Source organism: Methanosarcina sp. (genome assembly GCF_049706645.1).
Classification (GTDB): Archaea; Halobacteriota; Methanosarcinia; order Methanosarcinales; family Methanosarcinaceae; genus Methanosarcina.
On record NZ_JBNAKP010000037.1, the window covers coordinates 65,093 to 87,059 of the forward strand.

13 protein-coding genes and 1 pseudogene are annotated in these 21,967 nt (G+C 46.3%); 13 read left to right on the forward strand and 1 reads right to left on the reverse strand.

Features of this window, described 5'->3' with window-relative positions:
• Positions 1-757 precede the first annotated feature (757 nt).
• The 12 genes and pseudogenes from argC to ACPK8D_RS13120 all read left to right on the forward strand — a co-directional run bounded on the left by argC (position 758) and on the right by ACPK8D_RS13120 (position 16,870).
• Complete coding sequence (argC, locus tag ACPK8D_RS13065) at positions 758-1,771, forward strand: N-acetyl-gamma-glutamyl-phosphate reductase (RefSeq protein ID WP_424718298.1); 1,014 nt, start codon at positions 758-760, stop codon at positions 1,769-1,771.
• 77 nt (positions 1,772-1,848) lie between these two features.
• Positions 1,849-2,313: a CBS domain-containing protein gene (locus ACPK8D_RS13070; protein WP_424718299.1), complete on the forward strand. Its 465-nt coding sequence runs from the start codon at positions 1,849-1,851 to the stop codon at positions 2,311-2,313.
• A gap of 19 nt (positions 2,314-2,332) precedes the next feature.
• Positions 2,333-3,520, forward strand: a complete 1,188-nt coding sequence (argJ, locus tag ACPK8D_RS13075; RefSeq protein WP_424718300.1) for a bifunctional ornithine acetyltransferase/N-acetylglutamate synthase — start codon at positions 2,333-2,335, stop codon at positions 3,518-3,520.
• Between the two features lie 169 nt (positions 3,521-3,689).
• Positions 3,690-5,165, forward strand: coding sequence for an ADP-specific phosphofructokinase (gene pfkC, locus ACPK8D_RS13080; protein ID WP_424718301.1), 1,476 nt, complete (start codon positions 3,690-3,692; stop codon positions 5,163-5,165).
• Between the two features lie 54 nt (positions 5,166-5,219).
• A complete protein-coding gene (locus tag ACPK8D_RS13085) occupies positions 5,220-6,701 on the forward strand; it encodes an ADP-dependent glucokinase/phosphofructokinase (protein WP_424718302.1) in 1,482 nt (493 codons plus the stop codon).
• Entirely contained in the window at positions 6,688-7,530 is an 843-nt protein-coding gene (locus tag ACPK8D_RS13090) for a DNA-3-methyladenine glycosylase family protein (protein WP_424718303.1), read from the forward strand. The genes ACPK8D_RS13085 and ACPK8D_RS13090 overlap by 14 nt, the downstream gene beginning before the upstream one ends.
• A gap of 266 nt (positions 7,531-7,796) precedes the next feature.
• Positions 7,797-9,941 carry a type I restriction-modification system subunit M gene (locus ACPK8D_RS13095; protein ID WP_424718304.1) on the forward strand — a complete coding sequence of 715 codons (2,145 nt, stop codon included), beginning with the start codon at positions 7,797-7,799 and terminating at the stop codon, positions 9,939-9,941.
• On the forward strand, positions 9,938-10,330 hold the full coding sequence (locus ACPK8D_RS13100) for a hypothetical protein (RefSeq protein ID WP_424718305.1): 393 nt from the start codon (positions 9,938-9,940) through the stop codon (positions 10,328-10,330). The genes ACPK8D_RS13095 and ACPK8D_RS13100 overlap by 4 nt, the downstream gene beginning before the upstream one ends.
• Complete coding sequence (locus tag ACPK8D_RS13105; RefSeq protein ID WP_424718306.1) at positions 10,327-11,403, forward strand: PDDEXK nuclease domain-containing protein; 1,077 nt, start codon at positions 10,327-10,329, stop codon at positions 11,401-11,403. Before ACPK8D_RS13100 ends, ACPK8D_RS13105 begins: the two co-directional genes overlap by 4 nt.
• Entirely contained in the window at positions 11,400-12,836 is a 1,437-nt protein-coding gene (locus ACPK8D_RS13110) for a restriction endonuclease subunit S (RefSeq protein ID WP_424718307.1), read from the forward strand. Before ACPK8D_RS13105 ends, ACPK8D_RS13110 begins: the two co-directional genes overlap by 4 nt.
• A 1,085-nt stretch (positions 12,837-13,921) precedes the next feature.
• Positions 13,922-15,406, forward strand: a pseudogene (locus ACPK8D_RS13115) (type I restriction endonuclease); the annotation flags it as partial.
• 192 nt (positions 15,407-15,598) lie between these two features.
• A complete protein-coding gene (locus ACPK8D_RS13120) occupies positions 15,599-16,870 on the forward strand; it encodes a type I restriction enzyme subunit R domain-containing protein (protein WP_424718318.1) in 1,272 nt (423 codons plus the stop codon).
• A 174-nt stretch (positions 16,871-17,044) separates the two neighbouring features.
• On the opposite strand, the gene cca is transcribed toward ACPK8D_RS13120, so the two are convergent.
• Positions 17,045-18,409, reverse strand: a complete 1,365-nt coding sequence (cca, locus tag ACPK8D_RS13125) for a CCA tRNA nucleotidyltransferase (RefSeq protein WP_424718308.1) — start codon at positions 18,407-18,409, stop codon at positions 17,045-17,047.
• Between the two features lie 540 nt (positions 18,410-18,949).
• Between cca and ACPK8D_RS13130 the strand changes: the two genes are divergently transcribed.
• Entirely contained in the window at positions 18,950-21,538 is a 2,589-nt protein-coding gene (locus tag ACPK8D_RS13130) for an S-layer protein domain-containing protein (protein WP_424718319.1), read from the forward strand.
• The last annotated feature ends 429 nt before the right edge of the window (positions 21,539-21,967 follow it).

Below are 21,967 nucleotides of genomic sequence, written 5' to 3' on the forward strand. Positions count from 1 at the left end.
AGAGGGTATATATAAGAAATTTTCCTATAGTAACAGAGGCTCTAAAGGTAAAATAGTTTACCTGTGGACTTTTCCTTTCCGGGGTGAAGGACCTTAATTTTTCCTGTATGGAATACGCTTATATATTTAAAAAATTAAGTTTACTGACTTAAAATTAAAAACATGACTCGCTCCCTATAAAAATCGTAAACGAAAAATCATACAACTAAATTTCTGGAGAAATGGGGTTAACTCCGGTTAACGAAACTTTCCGGGTCATTAGCGGCTTCTTAACAGGTACTATGAACCCGAAAAAATAAACTCCTGATTTTTAACGAGAGCGAGCTAGCAGTGAATTGGGGTTCCGGGTCGAAGACCACAATAAACTTAGCGATTACAAAAAACAGCTTTTCCATTGATGTCCGGTTATAGAAGAAAATCTCTAATTCCATTGAGATTCGGTTATGGAAAAAAATCTTTAATTTCCATTGATGTCCGGTTAGGAAGGAGCATTTCTAATGATGCTGATTATGAAAATAGTATCTCCTTTGAAAACGTAAATTTAAGACTGGAAAAGCATGGTCATGTAGCCTAAACCGGTACTTTGAGCTGATTACCTGACTACAGATTAATAACAGAGCAAATTTTCCGTTTAAATTCTCCGTTTAAATTCTCCGTTTAAATTCTCTGTTTAAATTCTCTGTTTAAATTCTCCGTTTAGTATTTCCAGGAACAAATTTAATTATGTTGTATTAACATTACACAGGCAGTGACACTTATGATCAAGGCTGGAATAATAGGAGCTTCAGGATACACAGGAGGAGAACTTCTGCGCTTGCTTGTCAACCACCCCAATATCAAGCTGGAGCTGGCAACTTCCCGAGGCCTTGCAGGGAAGCCCGTAACGAGCACCCACAGGCATCTTGAAGGTTTCTTGGACCTCAAGTATGAAAATCCTGATTCTGAAGATATCAGGGAGCGCTGTGACGTGGTCTTTCTTGCAGTGCCTCACGGAACTGCCATGAACTATGTACCTGAGCTGCTTGACGGCCACACCAGGGTTGTTGACCTTAGCGCGGACTACAGGCTTAAAATTTCGGAGTTTGAAAAAATCTACGGGTTAAAGCACACCGATCCGAGAAACGCCGTTTACGGACTTGTAGAGCTCCACCCCGAAGCTGCAGAAAAGGATTTCGTGGCAAATCCCGGATGTTTTCCTACAGGTGCAATCCTTGCAGCAGCTCCTCTTGCGGCAGCGGGACTTATCGATATTGCGGTTTTTGATTCCAAGACAGGAATCTCAGGGGCTGGCATCTCACCTGCCGAGACCTCACATTACCCTAACCTTGCGGAAAATATAATCGCGTACAAACTTACAGCCCACAGGCACAGGGCTGAAATAGTCCAGGAACTGACAGCACTGGATGGAAAGCTCCGGAATATCAATTTCACTCCGCACGTAATTCCTTCTATCAGGGGGATCTTTACAACGGCTCACCTCTTTACAAAGGAGCCTCTCTCCACGGATGACTTAAAGACAATTTATGAAGAATTTTACAGGGACAGACCGTTTATAAGGTTCCCATCAGGAGTTCCTTCCCTTACCGCAGTCAGGGGCTCTAACTTCTGTGATATAAGCTTTGAAGCGGATAAGGAAAATAACAGGATTGTGGTGCTCTCGGCAATCGATAACCTGGTCAAAGGCGCATCAGGACAGGCTATCCAGAACATGAACCTGATGTTCGGGCTGGACGAGACACGTGGGCTCTGGCTGCCTGCAACGGCTCCGTAAATAAAGCCCAAGCGAGAAAATATAACTGGTGACGGATTAAAGTAAAGAATAGAATTTGTCTCAAGGGGTACAGTCAGATGAAAGTAAAAGATGTCATGAACCCGAACGTTGTTTTCTGCAAGCCTGACGATACAGTCCGGGAAGCGGCAAAAATCTTGAAGGAAAACAGTATCAGTGGAGCTCCGGTCCTTGAAGGTGAAGAGCTTGTGGGAATAATAACCGAAGCGGACCTGCTTAGACTGCTGATACTTCCTGAAAAAGGGGAACTCTGGCTTCCAAGCCCCTTTGAGGTTATAGAGGTTCCTATCAGGGAACTCCTTGGCTGGGAGGAAACAAAGAAGATGCTTTCTGATGTGGGTTCCACAAAGATAGAAGAGATCATGACAAAGGATGTGCACACGATCTCTTCCGAGGCATCCGTAGAAGAAGCTTCCGAGCATATGATAAGGCACAGGATCAACAGGCTTCCTGTAACTGAGGACAGCCGCGTGGTAGGGATTATTACTCGCGGCGATATTATTGAAGGTCTTGCAAAGCTCTGAGGGAAAAGGTGAGTCTTTCATGAAGCAAATAGAAGGTGGAATCTGTGCAGTAAAGGGTGTGTCCGCAAACGGAATCAAGGCTGGAAAAACGGGATTGACTGTCATTCTTGCGGAAGGCCCTGCAGCAGGCGTCTTTACAAAGAATAAGGTGACCGCAGCCCCGGTTACCCTGAGTAAAGGAGTAATCGAAACCCAGCACCGTCTTTCGGCCTTAATTGCAAATAGCGGCAATGCCAACGCCTTTACGGGTGATGACGGCTTTCTGGATGCTATGGAAATGGCAACGATGCTTGCCCAAAAACTTGACCTTAAGCCTGAAACGGTTGCAGTTGCCTCAACAGGAATAATTGGCAGAAGGCTTGATATCTCCTTAATCAGGGAACGCCTTCCTGAAGTTCTTAAAGGGATGGACAGCTCTCCTGAGTGCAGCCTTAAAGCTGCAAAAGCGATTATGACCACGGATAAGGCCGTAAAAGAAGTAGCTATCGAGATGGACTGCGGGATCAGGATAGGCGCCATTGCCAAAGGTTCGGGGATGATTGAGCCCAATATGGGAACTATGCTCTGTTTTGCATATACCGATGCAAATGTGCCTGCCGACGTCCTGGACGCTGCCCTCAGAATAGCAGTGGATAAAACTTTTAATATGGTGGTGGTGGACGGGGATACGAGCACGAATGATATGGTACTTCTTACCTCCACCTGCAAGTCCGGGGTCAAGCCCTGTATGGATTGCCTGGATGATTTTGAAGAAGGCTTGATTTACGTATTCACAGAGCTTGCAAAGAAGATGGCAAAAGATGGAGAAGGCGCTACAAAACTTATCGAAGCCAGGGTAGTGGGCGCAAAAACACACGAAGATGCTAAACTTGCTGCAAAAGCCATTGTACGTTCCCCTCTGGTTAAATCCGCAATTTTCGGAAAGGATCCTAACTGGGGAAGGGTTGTAGCCGCTGCAGGATACTCTGGTGCCGAACTTGAACAGGAAAGGCTTTCCCTCGCTTTTTCAGGAGGAGGAGAGGAGGTCGAACTAGTAAAATCCGGTGAGGTTTCCAGTTCTTTGAATCTCGACCTTTTGAAAAAGATAATGGCAAATGAAGAAATTGCCATTACCCTTGATCTCAGTATGGGAAATGAACAGGCAACGGCCTGGGGTTGCGACCTGACTTATGACTATGTCAGGATCAACGCCGAATATACTACTTAATGCAGTGTCTAATGCAGTGTCAAATTTGAAGGAAATAGAGGAAATGTAATTAAGATCATTTATAAGCAAAATGACTTAAGCAAGAACATTTCGGGAAGAAATCCGGGTTTCCCCTAATTCCTGAAAATTATTTTTTAGTTCAGATATGTATTTCCAGGGGGCTTATTCAGTGGATATACAAGAATGGGAACAGCGCCATACAGACGCTTTTTATAATGTTAAAAAGGCCCTTCCTTATCTGGAAGGTATGTTTGTAGCTTACAACAGTAATATCGATGCTATCAAACACCTTACAGATAAAGATCTTTCCAGGCTTATAGGGCTTTTCAATGAGGTTGAGATTCAGGCAAAAGTTGAAACATATCCGAGGGAAATAACAGAGCCTCTGGATTTCATTGCTCGCCTGCTGATTTCGATGCGAGAGGGAAAAGCCGCCGAAATCCCTACCCATACCTCAGATACCCATGAATGGCTGAAAGAGCATCTGGGTTTTGACTATGCGCGCATGGGCGGCCAGGCAGGGATAATTTCTAATCTTCTTGCCCGCCTCGGGCTAAAAAAAGTGGTTGCATATGTTCCCTGGCTTTCCGAAGAACAGGCAGAGTACTTTGTGGCTTCTGGCAATCTTCTGCACCCAAAGGTGGAAGGCGGAAAAGTCGTGCTCAAACCCCCGCAGGAAGCTTTCAAACCCGGGATCGAGTCAAAGGTCAACTGGATCTTTGAGTATTCCCGAGACATGGAAATAACCTGCGGTGGAAGCAAATTCAGGGTGCCCAGAGACAACCGCCTTATTATCTCTTCCCGCCCGAAATGGATCCGTCTGGATATGGACAGGGAAATCTATGACAACCTTGACTCGCTTTTCCCGATTGACGGGGCGATGCTTTCAGGTTACCAGATGATAAAAGAGCAGTATGAGGATGGGTCTACATATGAGAACTACGTTTCGCATTCTGTGAAGGTTATTGAAAAGCTCAAGACTTTAAACCCTCAACTCCGCATCCATGTAGAACTTACATCCATCCAGAACCGGGTTATAAGAAAGGCTATCCTGACCGAAATTGTTGCCAAACATGTCCACTCCCTGGGCCTTGATACCGTGGAAGTGGCAAATGCCCTGAATGTCCTGGGGCATGAAGAACTATCTTATTCCGTGATCCGAAAAGAAGAAAACGGGATAACCTCGCTTTATCAGGGGGCTGTTCAGCTTTTAAAGGACCTGTCGCTTGAAAGGGTCCATGTGCATTCTCTTGGTTTTTACATCTGTATCCTTGCAAAAGGTCACCCACTTACACTTAAAGAACACAGGGACGCCCTGCTCTTTTCCTCAACCCTTGCCGCTGCCAAAGCCCTCACAGGAGAGATTGAGAATCTTGAGGAAGCAGAAGCAGGGCTGGAAGTTCCGGTTTCAAGTAAAGGCATTGAAGACCTTGAGAACTTCCAGCTTTACTGCGTAGGGAAGAGACTGTGTACTCCTGAGGAATTCGAATACGGATATATCTACGGGGCAGATCATGATGCGGTTATCATTCCCTCCAAAGTGGTCGAGAAACCGAGATCTACAGTGGGAATAGGGGATACTATTTCGGCAGGAGCTTTTGCAGCCATGCTTGCAAGAATGAAGCAGAGGCAGGCAGGAGAATAAATCCTCTTCATTTAATCCGAAGCCTCCCATTCCATGGACACAGGAACTGGTTAGATGAATATACTTTGCGGATACAATGTCAACATAGACTCGGTATACCGGGTCAGCGGGGCCGAGATTTCGGAACTGCTGAAAACTTTCGAAGCGGCTGAGATCCTCAATAAAATCGAGAACCCCCCCGGAAAAATAATTTCGGAATCGGATTTTGTGGCAGGGCTTGCCTATTGCATGAAAAAAGGGTGTGGGGCCGAATGGCTTGTTTTTGAGCAGTCCGTTTTCGAGTTTCTTAAAAGCCGCTATTTTGGAAAGTCCCTTATAAGAATGGGCGGAAACGCCGGAATAATGGCAAACGCCCTCTCCCAGCTTGGCGCTTCCAGGGTAATTCCGAATGTTGCGGTGCCTTCAAAAACTCAGCTCTCTCTCTTCTCAAAAAAAGCAATCTACTTCCCGGACACTTTCACACAGTTCGAGAGAAACGCAGGGACTGCATCTGGAAAAAATAAGGGTATAGCTCCCAGCAGCCAGGAACCTATTCATTTCGTATTTGATTTTTCCGAGGGAGAGACTTTTTCCCTGTACGGGACAGAGGTAAGAGTTCCGAGGGAAAACCGTTTCATAGCGACCTGTGATCATTTAAATTTCAGGCTCTTTGTCAATCCTGCATTTGAGCAGTATGCCCTTCAACATGCCTGCGAGATCGATGGCGTACTCATATCGGGTTTTCATCTACTGCTTGAGAACTATCCCGACGGCAGCACTTATAAGACAATTCTTGATAATGCCCTCAATCAGCTCAGGAGCTGGAAAGCCAGAAATGATAAGCTTCGGATTCACCTGGAATTCGGGCACTTTGCAAGTAAAGAAATTGCAAATTCTGTCTTTATGAAGTTTGCAAAGCTTTCCTACAGCCTTGGGATGAACGAAGACGAGCTTGCAATGCTTTACAACTTACACGGAGTTCCCGGAGAAGGACTTCTCCAGATGAAGGCAGACGCTGTAGCCGACGCGGCATGCAGGCTGGCTTCGCGGAACGGGCTTAGAAGGCTCCTCATCCACACCAGGGAATTTGTGCTTACTGTGTTTAAACCGGATCTTAAATCCAATTCTAAATCGGGTTCTGAACCGGCTTCTGAAAACCTTGCAGACCTCCGGCCTTCTGGAGAAACGGATTCTCCTGAAAGTCCTGAAAGTTCGGTTTTACAGAGGATAGCCGGAGAAAAACTTGAAGCCCTGGAATTCGGGGTCAGGTGCGCAGGCGTGTATGCAGCCTCAGGCAGGCTTGAAGGGCGGAAATTCGTTGAGGAAGAAGCTTCCAAACTTCAGGAAAGCACGCTCGGAAGAAAGCAGGTTGAAGCTTTCCTTAAAGCCTTTGATGGAAAAGCCTTCGGACAGGGTGCTTATGCTTTCAGGGAAGGTTATGTTATCTGCATGCTCCCCACACTGCTTTCCCGATCTCCTGTAACCACGGTCGGGCTGGGGGACACATTAACTGCAGGAATTTTCCTCAGGGGGCTTGAACTGGATGTACAGGCTTAAACTCCAGCTTTTTGACCTTGATTATACGCTTGACTGCGGGCAGGTGTTCCGATGGGAGCGGGAAGGGAACTGGTGGACAGGGGTAGTCGGAGACCAGGTTATCCGGCTTTCGCAGGACAGCGGACAGCTACTTGTCGATTCAAAGCTTCCGCCTGAGTTTTTTTCCCGCTATTTCCGCCTGGACGACGACCTGCCTTCAATCTACGAAAGCATAAACCGGGACCTGCTGATCGACAGGGCGATCCGCAAATACAGGGGCCTGCGCCTGATCCGACAGGACCCCTGGGAGTGCCTGATCTCCTATATGCTCGCAACAGCCTCAAGCATCCCCACAATCCAGAAACGAATCTGCCTGCTCAGCCGGTTCTTCGGACAGGAACTCGAAGCCGGATATTTCAGCTTTCCCGACCCCCAAACCCTTGCAAATGCCAATCCCTTCGCGCTTGACCAGTGCAAACTGGGCTTCAGGACCAAAAACATAAAAGCCGCAGCCGAAGAAGTTGCTTCCGGCGAGCTGGATCTCGACGTCCTTTTCCGCCTAGAATACAAGTATGCGCGGGAACGCCTTATGAGGCTCCGCGGCATAGGGGAAAAAGTTGCCGACTGCGTGCTTCTTTTCGCTTTCGAGAAAATGGAAGCCTTCCCCGTAGACACCCACATCCGTCAGATCATTCAGCATTACCACATCGACGACAATTTCTTTGAAAATTGCACGAACCTGAGCCGAATGGGGGATTGGGGACGGGAGTATTTCGGCCCCTACTGCGGGTATGCTCAGCAGTATCTTTATTATCAGAAAAGGGTTGAAGGGCTTGTAAGTCTTTATTAAATTCTATTTTTAGTGATTTCTTAAATTCTTCCTTAGTATACGCTTCAATTTTGTGTACACAGATAATCTTAGAAAGCAGACACATTTGAGTAAGAGTATTAAACGACGAAATCTCAGCCAGTTAACGGGATACGACCAGCAAAATAAAGCAAGAGTTAAAAGGATTATTAGATATACTTGAATATAAAATCCTCAAACGGTAAGATCAAAGGCTAAGAAATCCTCATTGAAAATAAGGATTGAGCGCACATTTCAAGGTTACAAAAATGAGTGAAAACAACTTAAACTGGATCACTAATTTTATCTGGGGAATCGCAGACGACGTGCTCCGTGATCTCTATGTTCGTGGCAAGTACCGTGATGTAATCCTTCCGATGATGGTCTTGAGGCGCCTTGATGCGGTGCTTGAACCTACAAAACAGGCTGTTCTCGATATGAAGGCGACTCTCGACAGGGCAGGCATAACAAACCAGGATCAGGCTTTACGCGAGGCTGCAGAGCAGGCTTTCTATAATACTTCCAAGTTCACTCTGCGAGACCTGCGTTCCCGTGCAAGTCAGCAGCAACTCAAAGCCGATTTCGAAGCTTATCTTGATGGTTTTTCCCCAAATGTCCAGGATATTCTTGACAATTTTGAGTTTCGAAACCAGATCCCACGCCTTTCCAAAGCTGATGCACTCGGAAAGTTAATCGAAAAGTTCCTTGACCCCTCAATCAACCTGAGCCCTAATTCGGTGATGAATGGCAATGACTCAGTGAAGCATTCTGGCCTGGACAATCACGCCATGGGTACGATCTTTGAGGAACTTATAAGGCGCTTCAATGAAGAAAATAATGAGGAAGCCGGTGAACACTGGACTCCCCGTGATGCTGTAAAGCTGATGGCACGGCTTATCTTCCTTCCAGTAGCCGATAAGATTGAGTCCGGAACATACCTTCTCTATGATGGAGCATGCGGAACAGGCGGTATGCTAACCGTAGCTGAAGAAGAATTGAAGCAGCTTGCAGAGAAACACGAAAAGCAGGTTGCAACACACCTGTATGGCCAGGAAATTAATGCCGAAACTTATGCCATCGCCAAAGCCGATCTTTTACTCAAGGGCGAAGGCGACGAAGCAGACAACCTTGTTGGCGGGCCTGAATATTCGACCCTTGCTAGCGATGCATTTCCTGGACACGAATTTGACTTTATGCTTTCGAATCCCCCATATGGCAAGAGCTGGAAGAGCGACCTGGAAAGGATGGGCGGAAAAGATGGCATTAAAGACCCACGTTTTGTTATAGAGCACGCAGGTGATCCAGAGTACTCGTTACTTACACGCTCGAGCGACGGGCAAATGCTATTTCTGGTCAACATGCTCTCAAAAATGAAGCATGGCACCAAACCTGGAAGCCGAATCGCTGAAGTTCACAATGGCTCGTCGCTTTTTACTGGCGACGCGGGCCAGGGGGAGAGCAACATTCGCCGGTGGATCATAGAGAATGACTGGCTGGAGGCAATCGTTGCCCTTCCCCTGAACATGTTTTACAACACGGGCATTGCGACCTATATCTGGGTGCTCACAAACCGCAAGCCTGAGAATAGGCAGGGCAGAGTACAGCTTATCGATGCGACGCAGTGGTACAGGCCTTTGCGTAAGAACCTGGGCAAGAAAAACTGTGAACTGTCCGACGAGGACATCCAGAGGATATGCGATACCTTCCTTGCTTTTGAGGAGTCAGAGCAGTCAAAGATCTTCCCAAACGACGCTTTTGGCTACTGGAAGGTAACAGTTGAAAGGCCGCTGCGCCTTTCCGTAGATTTCAAACAGGATGCTATCGCTACCTTCCAGAAGATCTGCACCGAGACGGGAGAAGAGCAGCTTGCTACACTTACCAGCACTGCGGCAGCTCAGCTTGGTCCAGGTCCACACAATGATTTCAATGCTTTCCTTTCTTCTTTTGAGGCTCTTGCCGGTAAAGCTGGACTTAAACTAACTGCCAAAAAGCTCAAACTTCTTCAGAACAGCCTTGCCAAACGAGATGAGTCAGCAGTACCTGTTATTAAAAAGATACATAAGCCCGGGAAAGCTGAAGCCGATCCACTGCATGGTCGCTTCGAGGTCACTGTAAGTGGTAAACTCTGTGTGGTTGAGTACGAGCCGGATACCGAGCTACGAGACACTGAGCAGGTTCCATTACTCGAACAGGGTGGTATCGAGGCTTTTGTCCAGCGTGAGGTGCTGCCCCATGCCGCAGACGCATGGATAGACGAAAATAGCATCAAGAAAGGCTACGAAGTGAGCTTCACCCGTTATTTCTACAAGCCACAGCCTCTGCGCTCGCTTGAGGAAATCCGCGCAGATATTCTTGCATTGGAGAAAGAGACAGAAGGGCTTCTGGAAGAGATCATCGGGAGAAACGAGCGATGAAGCTTGCAGGCTATGGAAAAGAGATTGCTGTGTCACTGTCACGACAATTTGGTGAAGGAATTATCGTATCAGTGATACGACAATTCGAAGAGGGAATTGTCTCCGCAGTGAGGAGACAATTGAGCCAGGGATATTTCAGCTCGTCCGTTTATCATGAAGAGACTTCCAAAATTATGGGAACAACATCCCTACAATTTACAGAGTTGTTGTCAGGAATTTGGCAGACTGCATCTGCCAGATTAAAGGAAAAGTATATGAGAGCCTTTACCGCTGCCTGGCTAGACTTCTTAATTATGCAGCAACTTACTGCACTAATTACCAGCCTGTCAACAATCGAACAATTTGAAAAGGAACATCATAAGTACAGCTCTGGAGGGACAGAGCAATGATCCGCAAGGACAAGCAGGAAATTGGGCCGGCTTTAAATAACTCCCTGCTGGTAGACGATATTCGCCAGATGATCGAAGCGACTCGCTCAGCGGTGGCCAGTACCATTAATGCCGGGTTGACGACGCTTTACTGGAATATCGGCAAACGTATCCGTGAAGAAATTCTGAAAGGTGAACGAGGAGAATACGGGCAAGAAATTATTGCTTCTTTGGGGCAGGAATTGGCAAAAGATTTTGGTAAGGGATTTGAGGAAAAAAACTTGCGGCATATGATTCGTTTCGCTGAAACTTTCCCGGATGAACAAATTGTCTACGCGCTGCGTAGACAATTGAGCTGGACACATTTCAGGTTGCTTATCTATCTGGATGACCCAATTAAACGCGAATTCTATGCTGAGATGTGCCGAATCGAACGCTGGAGCACTCGAACACTTCAGGAAAGAATTAATTCCATGCTTTATGAACGTACTGCCATTTCTCGCAAGCCAGAAGAAGTGATCCTCCACGAGCTTGCTACCCTTAGAGAACAAAACCTGTTGACACCGGAACTGGTTTTCCGCGATCCCTACGTCCTCGATTTCCTTGGCTTGAAAGACCGTTATCTGGAAAAAGATCTGGAAGATGCCATTCTGCGCGAACTGGAAGCTTTTTTGCTGGAACTTGGTGCAGGATTTGCCTTTGTAGCCAGGCAGCGACGCATCCAGATTGATGATGACGATTTTTATATTGACCTTCTTTTCTATCACCGCTCCCTGCACAGGCTGATTGCTATCGATCTGAAGCTTGGAAATTTCAAAGCTGAATATAAAGGCCAGATGGAACTCTACCTGCGCTGGCTGGACAAACATGAAAGACAGCCAGGGGAAGAATCTCCCCTCGGGATCATCCTTTGCGCCGGAAAGAAGCAGGAACAAATCGAGCTTCTGGAACTGAACCGTTCAGGAATCCATGTGGCTGAATATCTGACAGAACTGCCGCCTCGCGAACTGCTGGCTGAAAGGCTGCACCGCGCCATCAAGACCGCCCGGGCCAGGCTGGAGACATACGATACTAATACAGGGGTGGATAAATGATCCACAACCTCAAGCCCTACCCCAAATACAAAGATTCCGGCGTTCTTTGGCTGAGAGAGGTACCGGAGCATTGGGATGTGCTTCCCAGCCGTGCGCTTTTTGATGAGGTGAAGGAAAAAGATTGTGCCGATGAACAGTTACTATCAGTAACAATTTCAAAGGGCGTAATTCGACAATCCGACTTGCTCACTAACAGCTCAAAGAAAGACTCCTCGAATGAGGACAAGACTAACTACAAGCTTGTCCGCCCTGGAGACATTACTTACAACAAAATGCGTGCTTGGCAGGGGGCGGTCGGCGTTTCTAAATATCGTGGAATTGTTAGCCCTGCCTATGTAGTAGTTCACCCTCGCGAAAAACAAAACGCTAACTATTTCCACTATCTATTCAGAACTCCAGCCTTCGCCAAGGAGGCTGAACGCTGGTCTTACGGCATTACATCTGACCAGTGGAGCTTGAGGCCCGAGCATTTTAAGATGATCTATTGTTCACTTCCGCCGGAGGATGAACAATCCTCCATCGTCATCTACCTCGACCAAATAGACCGGCGCATCCGGCGTTATATCCGCACCAAGCAGAAACTTATCAAACTGCTAGAGGAGCAGAAACAGGCGATTATCCATCAAGCCGTCACCCGTGGGCTCGATCCTAATGTTAAGCTCAAGTCTTCGGGGGTGGAATGGTTGGGGGATGTGCCGGAACATTGGGACGTGGTTGCACTTCGCCGTTACTGGGAAGTTGTTGACTGTAAACATGTTACAGTTCCTTTCGTGGATGAAGGAATTCCTCTTGCCAGTGTTCGCGAAGTACAAAGTTTCGACCTCAATCTTTCTACATCGAAGAGAACAAACGAAGAATGGTACGCTCATCTGATCAGTGGTGGTCGACGACCTCAGAAAGGTGACCTTATATACTGCAGGAATGTTAGCGTCGGTGCATGTGCATTCGTCACTAGTGACGAGACGTTCGCCATGGGTCAGGATGTGTGCTTGATTCGATCTGAGACTGAAAACGGGCGCTTTCTGAACTATTTTATGCGAAGCCCTGCAATGCAGCAACAGTTGTCACTTGTTCTCATAGGATCTACGTTCAATCGAATTAATGTCAGCGAAATCAAGTCACTTTTGATTGCTGTTCCTCCGCGCAATGAACAAGACTCGATTGTCTCTTCTCTTGATGCCAATCTCTCTAAGTTAAATAAACCAATAGAATTAGCTCAAAAAGAAATCTCTCTCCTTCGCGAATACCGCACCCACCTGATAGCTGACGTTGTAACTGGCAAACTGGACGTGAGAGAGGCGGCGGCGAACCTGCCTGAAGAAACTGACAAGACGGAAACTTTCGATGATTCACTGTCTGAAGATGATGAACTGGAAAGCAACGAAATAGAGAATAGCCAGGCCGGAGAACTTGAAGAGGAGATTCTTGCATGACCCAGAGCGGAATCTATAAACACTGAAAATGTTAAAAAGGCGAAGCAGTTCGCCTTTATTCCCTTAATTTTGCATTTTCAGCGTTTTCCGCGATTTAATCATTTATTTTTGTATTTTTGTAACCATTCAGGCAGCCTTCTAAGGCTCCAAACTTTTTCCACGAGAAAGTTTCTATATCTAATTGATGATGTCAATTACAATTACAAACTTATGGATGAAATAAATTAAATTAGGAGTGGATAAAAATGGTAATTAAGGAAACTGATTTCAGTCGATTAAATGAAAAACTGGTTGATAATCCATCTGCAAAATTCTTCATTTGTATGCGGAATATTCCTACATATGTAAAGAATGAACTGATTATGGAATGCCCTGTACTCTCACCTAGTAATAAGCTAGCAAATAATTATAGATTAGGTTTAATAGATCACTGTCAATTTTATACGAACTATTATAATGAACTGAAAAGTCCAATTTGTCAAGAATTAATGAAATCTATACTAAGTATATCTAAAGACTACGATATTTATATTGTAAATATTAATAAAGACGCAAGGTTATTACTGTTGGACATATTGGAAAATATAAAATAATTTTAATTGTTACTGAATAAGTGTGGACCCTTCCAAGTTATCTGAATTGTTACGTATTTTTTATGGTTGTTTGATTAATATCAAACATTTCGGCTCTTCGCTGTTTTGTATGGGTTGAAAATAATCCATTAGTTACACAGTTGTCCGATTAAAATGAAAAACATTGAGCTTGAATTTGATTTTCAACAATAAATGTTTCTAAATTTTGAGTCTGTTACTTCTATATTTAGGAAATGAATATAAGTTACCCACTCGAAACAGCGAAGAGCCAACATTTCTTTAATTTCAAGCTTATTTGGGCATATTAGAAGCCTAGAAACGCTTAAATAGGAATCTTTAAGAGAGAAAACCCTTAAATAAATGCCACAAAGCATTAAAAACGGTCTGGAAACCGTAAAATCCTGTTACTTATCAGGGATTCTTGAAAGAGGGTTATGAAACTTGACAACCGATACCACCGAAAGGGGCCTTGAAACCCGAATTGTCGAAACGATGGCCGGAAAGCCGGTAGCCTCTCCTGTGCAGATCGATGCAGGCAGAGAACCAAGTGCTCTTTACGGGGGTACCGGCTGGATACTCGGGCGCTGGCAGGACTACGACCGCGAATATGCAGTAGACCTTGTGCAGCTTAAAGCTTTTCTGAATTCCACGCAGCCTGAAGTGGTAGAATCACTTGACCTTAAAAACGCCAGCCCGACCCGGCAGAAGTTTCTTGCCCGTCTGCAGGGTGAAATCACGAAACGCGGCATAATCGACGTGCTGCGCGAAGGCGTAAAACATGGGCCTCACAACCTCGATCTTTTTTACGGCACTCCCACACCCGGAAATACAAAAGCCGAAGAACGCTATGCTCTGAACCGCTTCAGTGTCACCCGACAGCTTCACTACAGCCGGGATGAAACAAAGCTAGCCCTTGACCTTGCTCTTTTCATCAACGGGCTGCCTATAGCTACTTTTGAGCTAAAGAACAGTCTCACAAAACAAACAGTAGAAGACGCTGTGGAGCAGTACAAACGTGACCGGGATCCAAAAGAACTCCTTTTCCAGTTTAAACGTTGCATGGTTCATTTTGCTGTAGATGACCATGAAGTTAAATTCTGTACATACCTGAACGGCAAAAGCTCATGGTTCCTTCCCTTTAACCAAGGATACAATGATGGAGCAGGTAATCCGCCAAACCCTGATGGTATAATGACCGACTACCTCTGGAAGCGTATCCTCACGCCTAAAGGTCTTACCAACATTCTTGAGAATTATGCACAGGTTGTAGAATATAAAAATGAGAAGACTGGGAAAAAAGAAAAAGCTGTACAGATCTTTCCACGTTATCACCAGCTCGATGTTGTTAGAAAGCTTCTGGCTCATGCAGGACAGTATGGCGTAGGCAACTGTTATCTTATCCAGCACTCGGCTGGCAGTGGCAAGAGTAATTCTATTGCTTGGCTTGCACACCAGCTTATCGGGCTCAAGAAAAACGATAAGGAGATCTTTGACTCCATTATTGTAATCACTGATCGACGTGTTCTTGACAGGCAGATCCGTGATACAATCAAACAATTTGCCCAGGTAGGCTCAACAGTAGGGCACGCTGAGGATTCAGGATATCTCAGGAAATTCATTGAAAGTGGAAAGAAGATAATAATTTCCACGGTTTAGAAGTTCCCTTTTATACTCGATGAGATTGGGACTGAGCATCGTGGCAGAAAATTCGCAATTATCATTGACGAGGCCCATTCAAGCCAGGGAGGAAATATCGCTGCAGCTATGAACGAGGCTCTTTCCGATCCTAAGGAGTCTAAAGACAAAGATCTGGAAGATACGATCAACGATATACTGGAAAAAAGGATGCAAGCCCGCAAAATGCTGTCCAACGCCAGCTACTTTGCATTTACTGCAACTCCCAAGAACAAGACCCTGGAACTCTTCGGGGAACCTTATCAGGAAGGCGGACAGGTTAAGCACCGTCCCTTCCACAGCTACACCATGAAGCAGGCGATTCAGGAAGGTTTCATCCTTGATGTGCTCAGCTACTATACGCCTGTGAACAGCTACTACAAATTGATCAAGACAGTGGAAGAAGATCCGGAATTCGACACCAAAAGAGCGAAGAAGAAACTTCGCAAGTACGTCGAAAGCCATGATTACGCCATCCAGCTCAAGGCTGAGATCATGGTAGATCACTTCCACGAACAAGTGATCGCACTTAAAAAGATCGACAGGCAGGCGAGGGCAATGGTAGTTACAAGCGGGATTGAACGCGCCATTCAGTATTATCATGCCATTAGCAACTACCTCGTTGAGAGGAAGAGTTCCTATCAGACAATTGTCGCCTTTTCTGGAGAACACGAATACAGCGGAGTGAAAGTTACCGAAGCCTCGCTTAATGGCTTCCCGTCAAGTAAGATCGAAGATAAGATCAAAGAAGATCCGTACAGGTTCCTCATCTGCGCCGACAAGTTCCAGACCGGCTACGACGAGCCGCTCCTGCATACTATGTATGTTGACAAGGTGCTGACTGGCATCAAAGCAGTGCAGACGCTCTCAAGGCTGAACCGGGCGCACCCGCAGAAGCACGACGTTTTTGTGCTCGATTTCATGAATGATACTGTTACTATCCAGGCTGCTTTCTCGGATTACTATCGCACAACAATCCTGAGCGATGAGACCGACCCCAACAAGCTCCACGACCTGAAGCCCGACCTTGACAGCTACCAGGTCTATGCACCGGAAGATATAGAGCAGTTAGTTGACCTTTATCTCGGCGGGGCCGACAGGGATAAACTCGATCCGATACTTGACACCTGCGTAGCTGTATATAAAAACCAGCTTGATGAAGACGGACAGGTTGATTTTAAAGGCAAGGCCAAAGCCTTCAACCGTACCTATGGTTTCCTCGCTTCTGTCCTGCCATACACGGATGCCGGCTGGGAAAAGCTCTCCATCTTCCTCAACTTCCTGGTACCCAAACTGCCTGCTCCTATAGAAGAAGACCTCTCAAAAGGCATCCTTGAAGCCATTGACATGGATAGCTACCGGGTCGAAAAGCAGGCTGTAGTAAAGATTCAGCTACCTGATTCGGATGCCGAAATCGAGCCTATACCGGCAAGCTGTGGTGGATTCAAGCCTGAACCAGAACTCGAACGGCTTAGCACCATCCTCAAGGGTTTCAACGATCAATTTGGGACACTATTTACAGATGCCGATCGGGTTATTCGCCTGATAACGGAAGAACTCCCGGCAGCGGTGTTGGCAGACATCGCCTACCAGAACGCCAGAAAAAATTCGGACAAGCAAAACGCCCGCATTGAGCACGACAAAGCTGCTCGACGTGCAGCAATTGCACGAATGAGCGTTGAGACTGAGTTCTTCAAGCAATTTAGTGACAACGAATCCTTCCGGCGTGCCGTGCTGGACACATTGTTCTCACTCACTTATTCGTAATGACAATACACCCGCCCTTTTCATTAACTACCAAATTGACGTCTACCTCTTAACGGCCCAGCGAAAAGTTATAAGTCCAAATTTCTGCGCTGCATACATTTTAATTCTTATACACAGCTATAATTAAAAAACAGGTTCAGATGTGATGAATGAGCTTATTCTACAGTAATCTCTTTACATCCATTCCCTCAAAAAAACCCTGAAATCCGTATCCTTTAACCTGCAAATCCCTGCATCCTCTATAATCTCAAACCCTTCACTCACGCTCTGGCATACGCTTTTCCCAAGGGAGCAGGTCATAAGCCGGTCTTCGAGAAGCCCTTTTGCCGTCGGGTATTTGCGCCGGATTTCAAAGACGTATTTTCCTTTTTCGATATAGCCTCCGAAAACGCCGTCTTCCGCCTGGTATTTTTCCTTGAACTTCTCGGCGTGGGCTTTGACCCATACCGGGGGGCCGACGTGCTTTTTCACGTTGGGGAGGGTGCCTGAGATGAGTTCCAGCAGAACTGCGGTTTCGGTTTTGCCTGACCAGACGCCGGTTTTAATCAATGTAAAATCATATTCTTTCAGAAGGGCAGTTACTGACTGCTCCATTTTATAGAGCTGCGGGTAGAGAACGTCCTCTACCACGTCCGGGGTTTTGAAGACGATTGCAAGCTGGGTGCTCTTCCGGGCTTCAAGTTTTTCCAGGATTTCGCTGTCCCGAAGGGGGAGCAGGGGTGCGGGGAAAAAGAATTTGAGTTCCGGGCTTTTTAAGAATTCCCGGCAGTGGTCTATGAACATACAGAATTTGTCAAGGGAAAGGGCTGCTGCCACGTTCCGCCTGGGGTCGGTCGGGTCGACCACTACAAGAGGCTCGGTGTGCTCGATTTCCACGTGCTGCATTATATCTATTTTTTCTCCGGGCTTCCAGAAGCAGGCTGCTCGGACGGTGTTTTCGAAGGAGCCGTAGTGAATTATCAGGAGTTCGGTCAGGTAGCCTGAAAAGCCCTGGGTCTTCAGTTCCGAACCGTAGACCCCGCCTCCGCGCATAAACTGTTTCAGGAGCAGGACTTCGTCTTCGCGACCTTTTACGCGGGGTTTGACAAAATCGTTATGAAAAGGAGTTCTGTCAACTGCGGATTTGATGCGGGAAGCCGAAGCGACCCTGAAGCAGGGCACAAGGTCCACATCAAAGCCTTTGTATATGATATTCAGGTAGGGGTGTTCGGCATGGCGGTCTTCGGCATGCTCAGCGTGTTTTGCCACTTCCCTCGCAATTGCCATGCCAAGGGTTTCCAGTTCTTTTCTGGGCGTTTCTTCGGGAAAGCTTATAAAAGTGTCAATATCGTGAGTACCTGAAAGCCAGGTGCCTCTGGCAGCGGAGCCTACCATCCTGACAAGCACGTCCGGGATGCCAAGCCTCCCGGCTGCCGCTCTTACCTGTGAGGTGAGTTCTTCCTGGATCTCAAGAAGTTTTTCTCTCTCAGGTTCGGTGGGTTTTATTCTCTCAAGGACTGCAAGCTTTAATTCTTCGGGAATGCCTGTATACGTTTCCATGCCAGGGACGGCTCCATATTTTTACTCGATTTTACTATACGGAATTAATCTTAATATGCCGGCTTCTGCTTATAAGTGTCAGAAATCGCCTCTTTAAACTTATAACTTGTGGATACCAGGCTGACTCCGGGGAAAAAAGCGCTTTGTGCATTTGTTACAATGTCAAAAAATGGTTGATGTATTTGTTATATTGCTAACAAGCAGTTTGTGCATTTTTACGGTGTTAAAAAGCGGTTGGAGACAATTTTACGACTTTCGCGTTCTGGAATTCCTTCTTTTGTCGTTTTTGATTTTTTTATTCCCGAGTTTCTTAAAAAATTCTTGTCTAATACCCAAAATTTTTTATTTCATGTCCGAGATATTAGAAAATGGATATAGTTGAATACCTTTGATTATTCAGATAGACGGGGGTATCCGGATTCAGGACATATTCCGGACGTTGAGGAAACTATTTTTTCCGATTTTTTCTTTCGGAAGCCTGAGAAGCGCGCTCCCGCTTAGTAAATATAAAGGAGGCTTAATTTGGGGATTACGAGCTACATGAAGATTTTATGCTTATTTCTGGTACTCGGGCTGCTGTGTGTAAATGCGGCTGCCCAGGTTTCAGATTCGACAGGTAACCGCATCTGGGATGAAAATGCAAACCAGAACCTTACCTACACATGGACGCCTCAGACCTATTCGGGCTTTTATTATGATCTGGATACCGGAGAAGGTTCCGAGAATCTGACAGTCCGGCTCAGTGAGGGCAGCCGGACAATTCAAGAGAGAAACCTGCAGTATGAAACCGTGCCCATACAAACCGCTTTTGAGTATGGGGACTGGGGTTCTTATGAAGTTATAGGATTTATGGCAGAGCGCTACTTTGCAGGGTACACCGAAAACTCAACCTTTGAAGGTGACGAGATTAGCGTTATCTCTGACGGGCAGCTTTCAAAGGTTTTGACAGATCTCGATGACAGGAAATCCCTGTACACGGGCTCTTCTCTCATTCTTGAAGAAGGGTATTCCCTGAACATAGTTGAGGTTGATATTAATGGAGATACCGTCTGGGTACAGCTCGAAAAGGACGGCAATATCATAGACGATGCCTTCCTGTCCTCAAATCGCGACTATGTATACACAGTCGACCTCGGGGACACCGAAGATGTGCCCATAATTGCAGTCCATTTCGACCAGATCTTCAGCGGCAGAGAGACCAACGCGGTTTTCGTGGACGGAATTTTCCAGATCTCGGACCAGTATGTGCAAATCGAGAATGGGGATGAGTTCGGAGAAATGGAGGTAAGTTCCACCTCAAGTTCGGGCATAAGAATGAGAAACAGCGACTCTATCTCGCTTGGCAGCGGCGACACCATCGATATCATGGGTAAACTGAGTTTTGTCGTGGCTGATGCCAGTGAACTTCGTTTTGCCCCTATAGTGGAAACCTCAGAGCCCGGGAACTATGAGTTAAGAGGAACAGTACATGATGACAGACTTGATACTACTGTCTGGACGCCTTTTAACTTCGAAGGTTTCTATTATAACATCGACGAAAATGTCTCAACTGAAAGCCTTGTTATTGAAGAGCTCGACGGCAGGACAATTGATGATGAAGCACTGGTTTATTCTACAAGGCCTGCAAATGTCGAATTTGAGCATGCGAACTGGGGAAGTTATGAAGTTGTCGGCTTCATGGCAGAGAAATATTTTGCAGGATATCCTGAGGACACTCTTGGCAACTCAAACGGCGTAAGTGTGCTTTCGGACAGTGTCCTCTCAAAGGTTCTTATTGACGACGACGACAAAAAATCCCTTTTCACCGGTTCTTCTCTAGCCCTTGAGAATGGCTACTCCCTTGAAGCATCTGAGGTCGACGTTAATGGGGACAGAGTCCTCTTTAACCTTTATAAGAACGGACAGCTGCTGGATTCGGGAATAACTCCTTCGAACGGGGACTATATTTACGAAGCCGATATCGGAGGGGCTGAAAATGTCCCGGTCATTGCAGTCCATGTGAGTACGGTCTTCCGTTCCCGTGAAACGGATGCCGTATTTGTAGAAGGAATCTTCCAGATCTCGGACGATTACCTGGAAGTTTCTGAAGGAGATTCTTTCGGGGAAATGGAGATAAGTTCGATTTCCGATTCAGGCATCACAATGAGAAACGAGGACTCAATCTCCCTTTCAAGGGACGATGTTGTTGACCTGATGGGCAATGTCAAATTCAGGGTTGCCGATGCTTCAGTGTTGCGCTTTTATCCCTTTGTTGAAATCGAAACCGGGACAGGAGATCAGCTGAATATCGAAATGCCCGATGTCCTTGTAGCCGGGAGGCCAGCCCAAATCCTGGTAACGGCGAGAAATGTTTCAGTCGGCGGCGTTGAAGTCTTTGTTGGAAATGGCAGCATAGGCACCACCGGAGACGACGGAAATCTAACCTTTACACCTGGCAGGGAAGGCAGCTTCACTGTAACTGCAAGCCGGGCAGGTTATGTTTCCGGGAGTAAGGATGTGGACGTTGTCGCAGAAGGAGTCCTGAAACTTCTGCTTTCAGTCTCACCCGCAACTGTCCGGGAGGGAGACCAGATTAACATAAGGGTCACGGACTCCGTGGAAAACCAGCCTGTTGCCGGAGCGGACGTCTTTTTCGGCGGACAGAAAATTGCTGAACAGACGAACGCAAACGGTACCGTCTCTCACTGGGTTACTGCTCCGGGCACGTACGCCTTAAATGCCACAAAAGCAGGTTACGAGGAAGGAGAAGCCGTGATTGAGGTAATCGAAAACGTAGCACAGTTTACCTTCTCGAACCTCACAGTAGAGCCGGCTTCAGTTGAGGCAGGCAGTGCGGTAGATATAAGAGTGGATGCTACGAATACCGGAAACGTTGCAGGAGAATCCAGAGTGGAACTGCTGGTTAACAATGAATCGGTTGATTCCGAGAACGTAACCCTTAGCCCGGGTGAGAGCACGGAAGTCGAATTCTCACACACTGAGGACGAGCCAGGAACATATACAGTTGAGGTAGGAGGCCTGAGCGAAAGTTACGAGGTGACTGAAGCAGCGCCTTTCTTCAGCGGGATGACCACGCTTGGAATACTCGCCACAGCATTTGTTCTCCTCCGGAAAAGAAGAACGGATTAAAAACTGATCAACGCTTCAGGCTTGGTATTAAAGCTGTACGGGCTCTACTAAAACGTGAGCACGTCTTTAACGCAGCTTTAATGCCTTTGCTGCTGCAGGAGCTGGAAATCGGACTCAGGATTTCTTGCTCTCCAATTCTTTTTTCTGTCGTTTTTCTGTCGTTTTTCTGTCGTTATTCTGTCTTTATTCTGATTGGACTTCTTTTTTGCTTTGACCGGAAATTCTTACTCAGAAGCAGAATTGTGAAATAATGGTTGCCAGTGGTGTAAAAAGAGTTAATTAAATAAAAACTGGCAGTAATCTAAAAAGTAAATTAAAAGCAAAGCTGGAAGGAGTGAAAAAGAAGTATCTTAAAAGTAAAGCTGAGAGAGTTAAAAATGTAAATTGAAGGAAGGTCCCGTGCAATTAATGCCTGGATTACCATACAAT

What these genes read in the sequence shown, in the direction of transcription:
- argC (WP_424718298.1), top strand. Translation starts at nt 758, where the DNA reads ATGATCAAGGCTGGAATAATAGGAGCTTCAGGATACACAGGAGGAGAA.
- ACPK8D_RS13070 (WP_424718299.1), top strand. Translation starts at nt 1,849, where the DNA reads ATGAAAGTAAAAGATGTCATGAACCCGAACGTTGTTTTCTGCAAGCCT.
- argJ (WP_424718300.1), top strand. Translation starts at nt 2,333, where the DNA reads ATGAAGCAAATAGAAGGTGGAATCTGTGCAGTAAAGGGTGTGTCCGCA.
- ACPK8D_RS13085 (WP_424718302.1), top strand. Translation starts at nt 5,220, where the DNA reads ATGAATATACTTTGCGGATACAATGTCAACATAGACTCGGTATACCGG.
- ACPK8D_RS13090 (WP_424718303.1), top strand. Translation starts at nt 6,688, where the DNA reads ATGTACAGGCTTAAACTCCAGCTTTTTGACCTTGATTATACGCTTGAC.
- ACPK8D_RS13095 (WP_424718304.1), top strand. Translation starts at nt 7,797, where the DNA reads ATGAGTGAAAACAACTTAAACTGGATCACTAATTTTATCTGGGGAATC.
- ACPK8D_RS13100 (WP_424718305.1), top strand. Translation starts at nt 9,938, where the DNA reads ATGAAGCTTGCAGGCTATGGAAAAGAGATTGCTGTGTCACTGTCACGA.
- ACPK8D_RS13105 (WP_424718306.1), top strand. Translation starts at nt 10,327, where the DNA reads ATGATCCGCAAGGACAAGCAGGAAATTGGGCCGGCTTTAAATAACTCC.
- ACPK8D_RS13110 (WP_424718307.1), top strand. Translation starts at nt 11,400, where the DNA reads ATGATCCACAACCTCAAGCCCTACCCCAAATACAAAGATTCCGGCGTT.
- ACPK8D_RS13120 (WP_424718318.1), top strand. Translation starts at nt 15,599, where the DNA reads ATGGTAGATCACTTCCACGAACAAGTGATCGCACTTAAAAAGATCGAC.
- cca (WP_424718308.1), bottom strand. Translation starts at nt 18,409, where the DNA reads ATGGAAACGTATACAGGCATTCCCGAAGAATTAAAGCTTGCAGTCCTT.
- ACPK8D_RS13130 (WP_424718319.1), top strand. Translation starts at nt 18,950, where the DNA reads ATGAAGATTTTATGCTTATTTCTGGTACTCGGGCTGCTGTGTGTAAAT.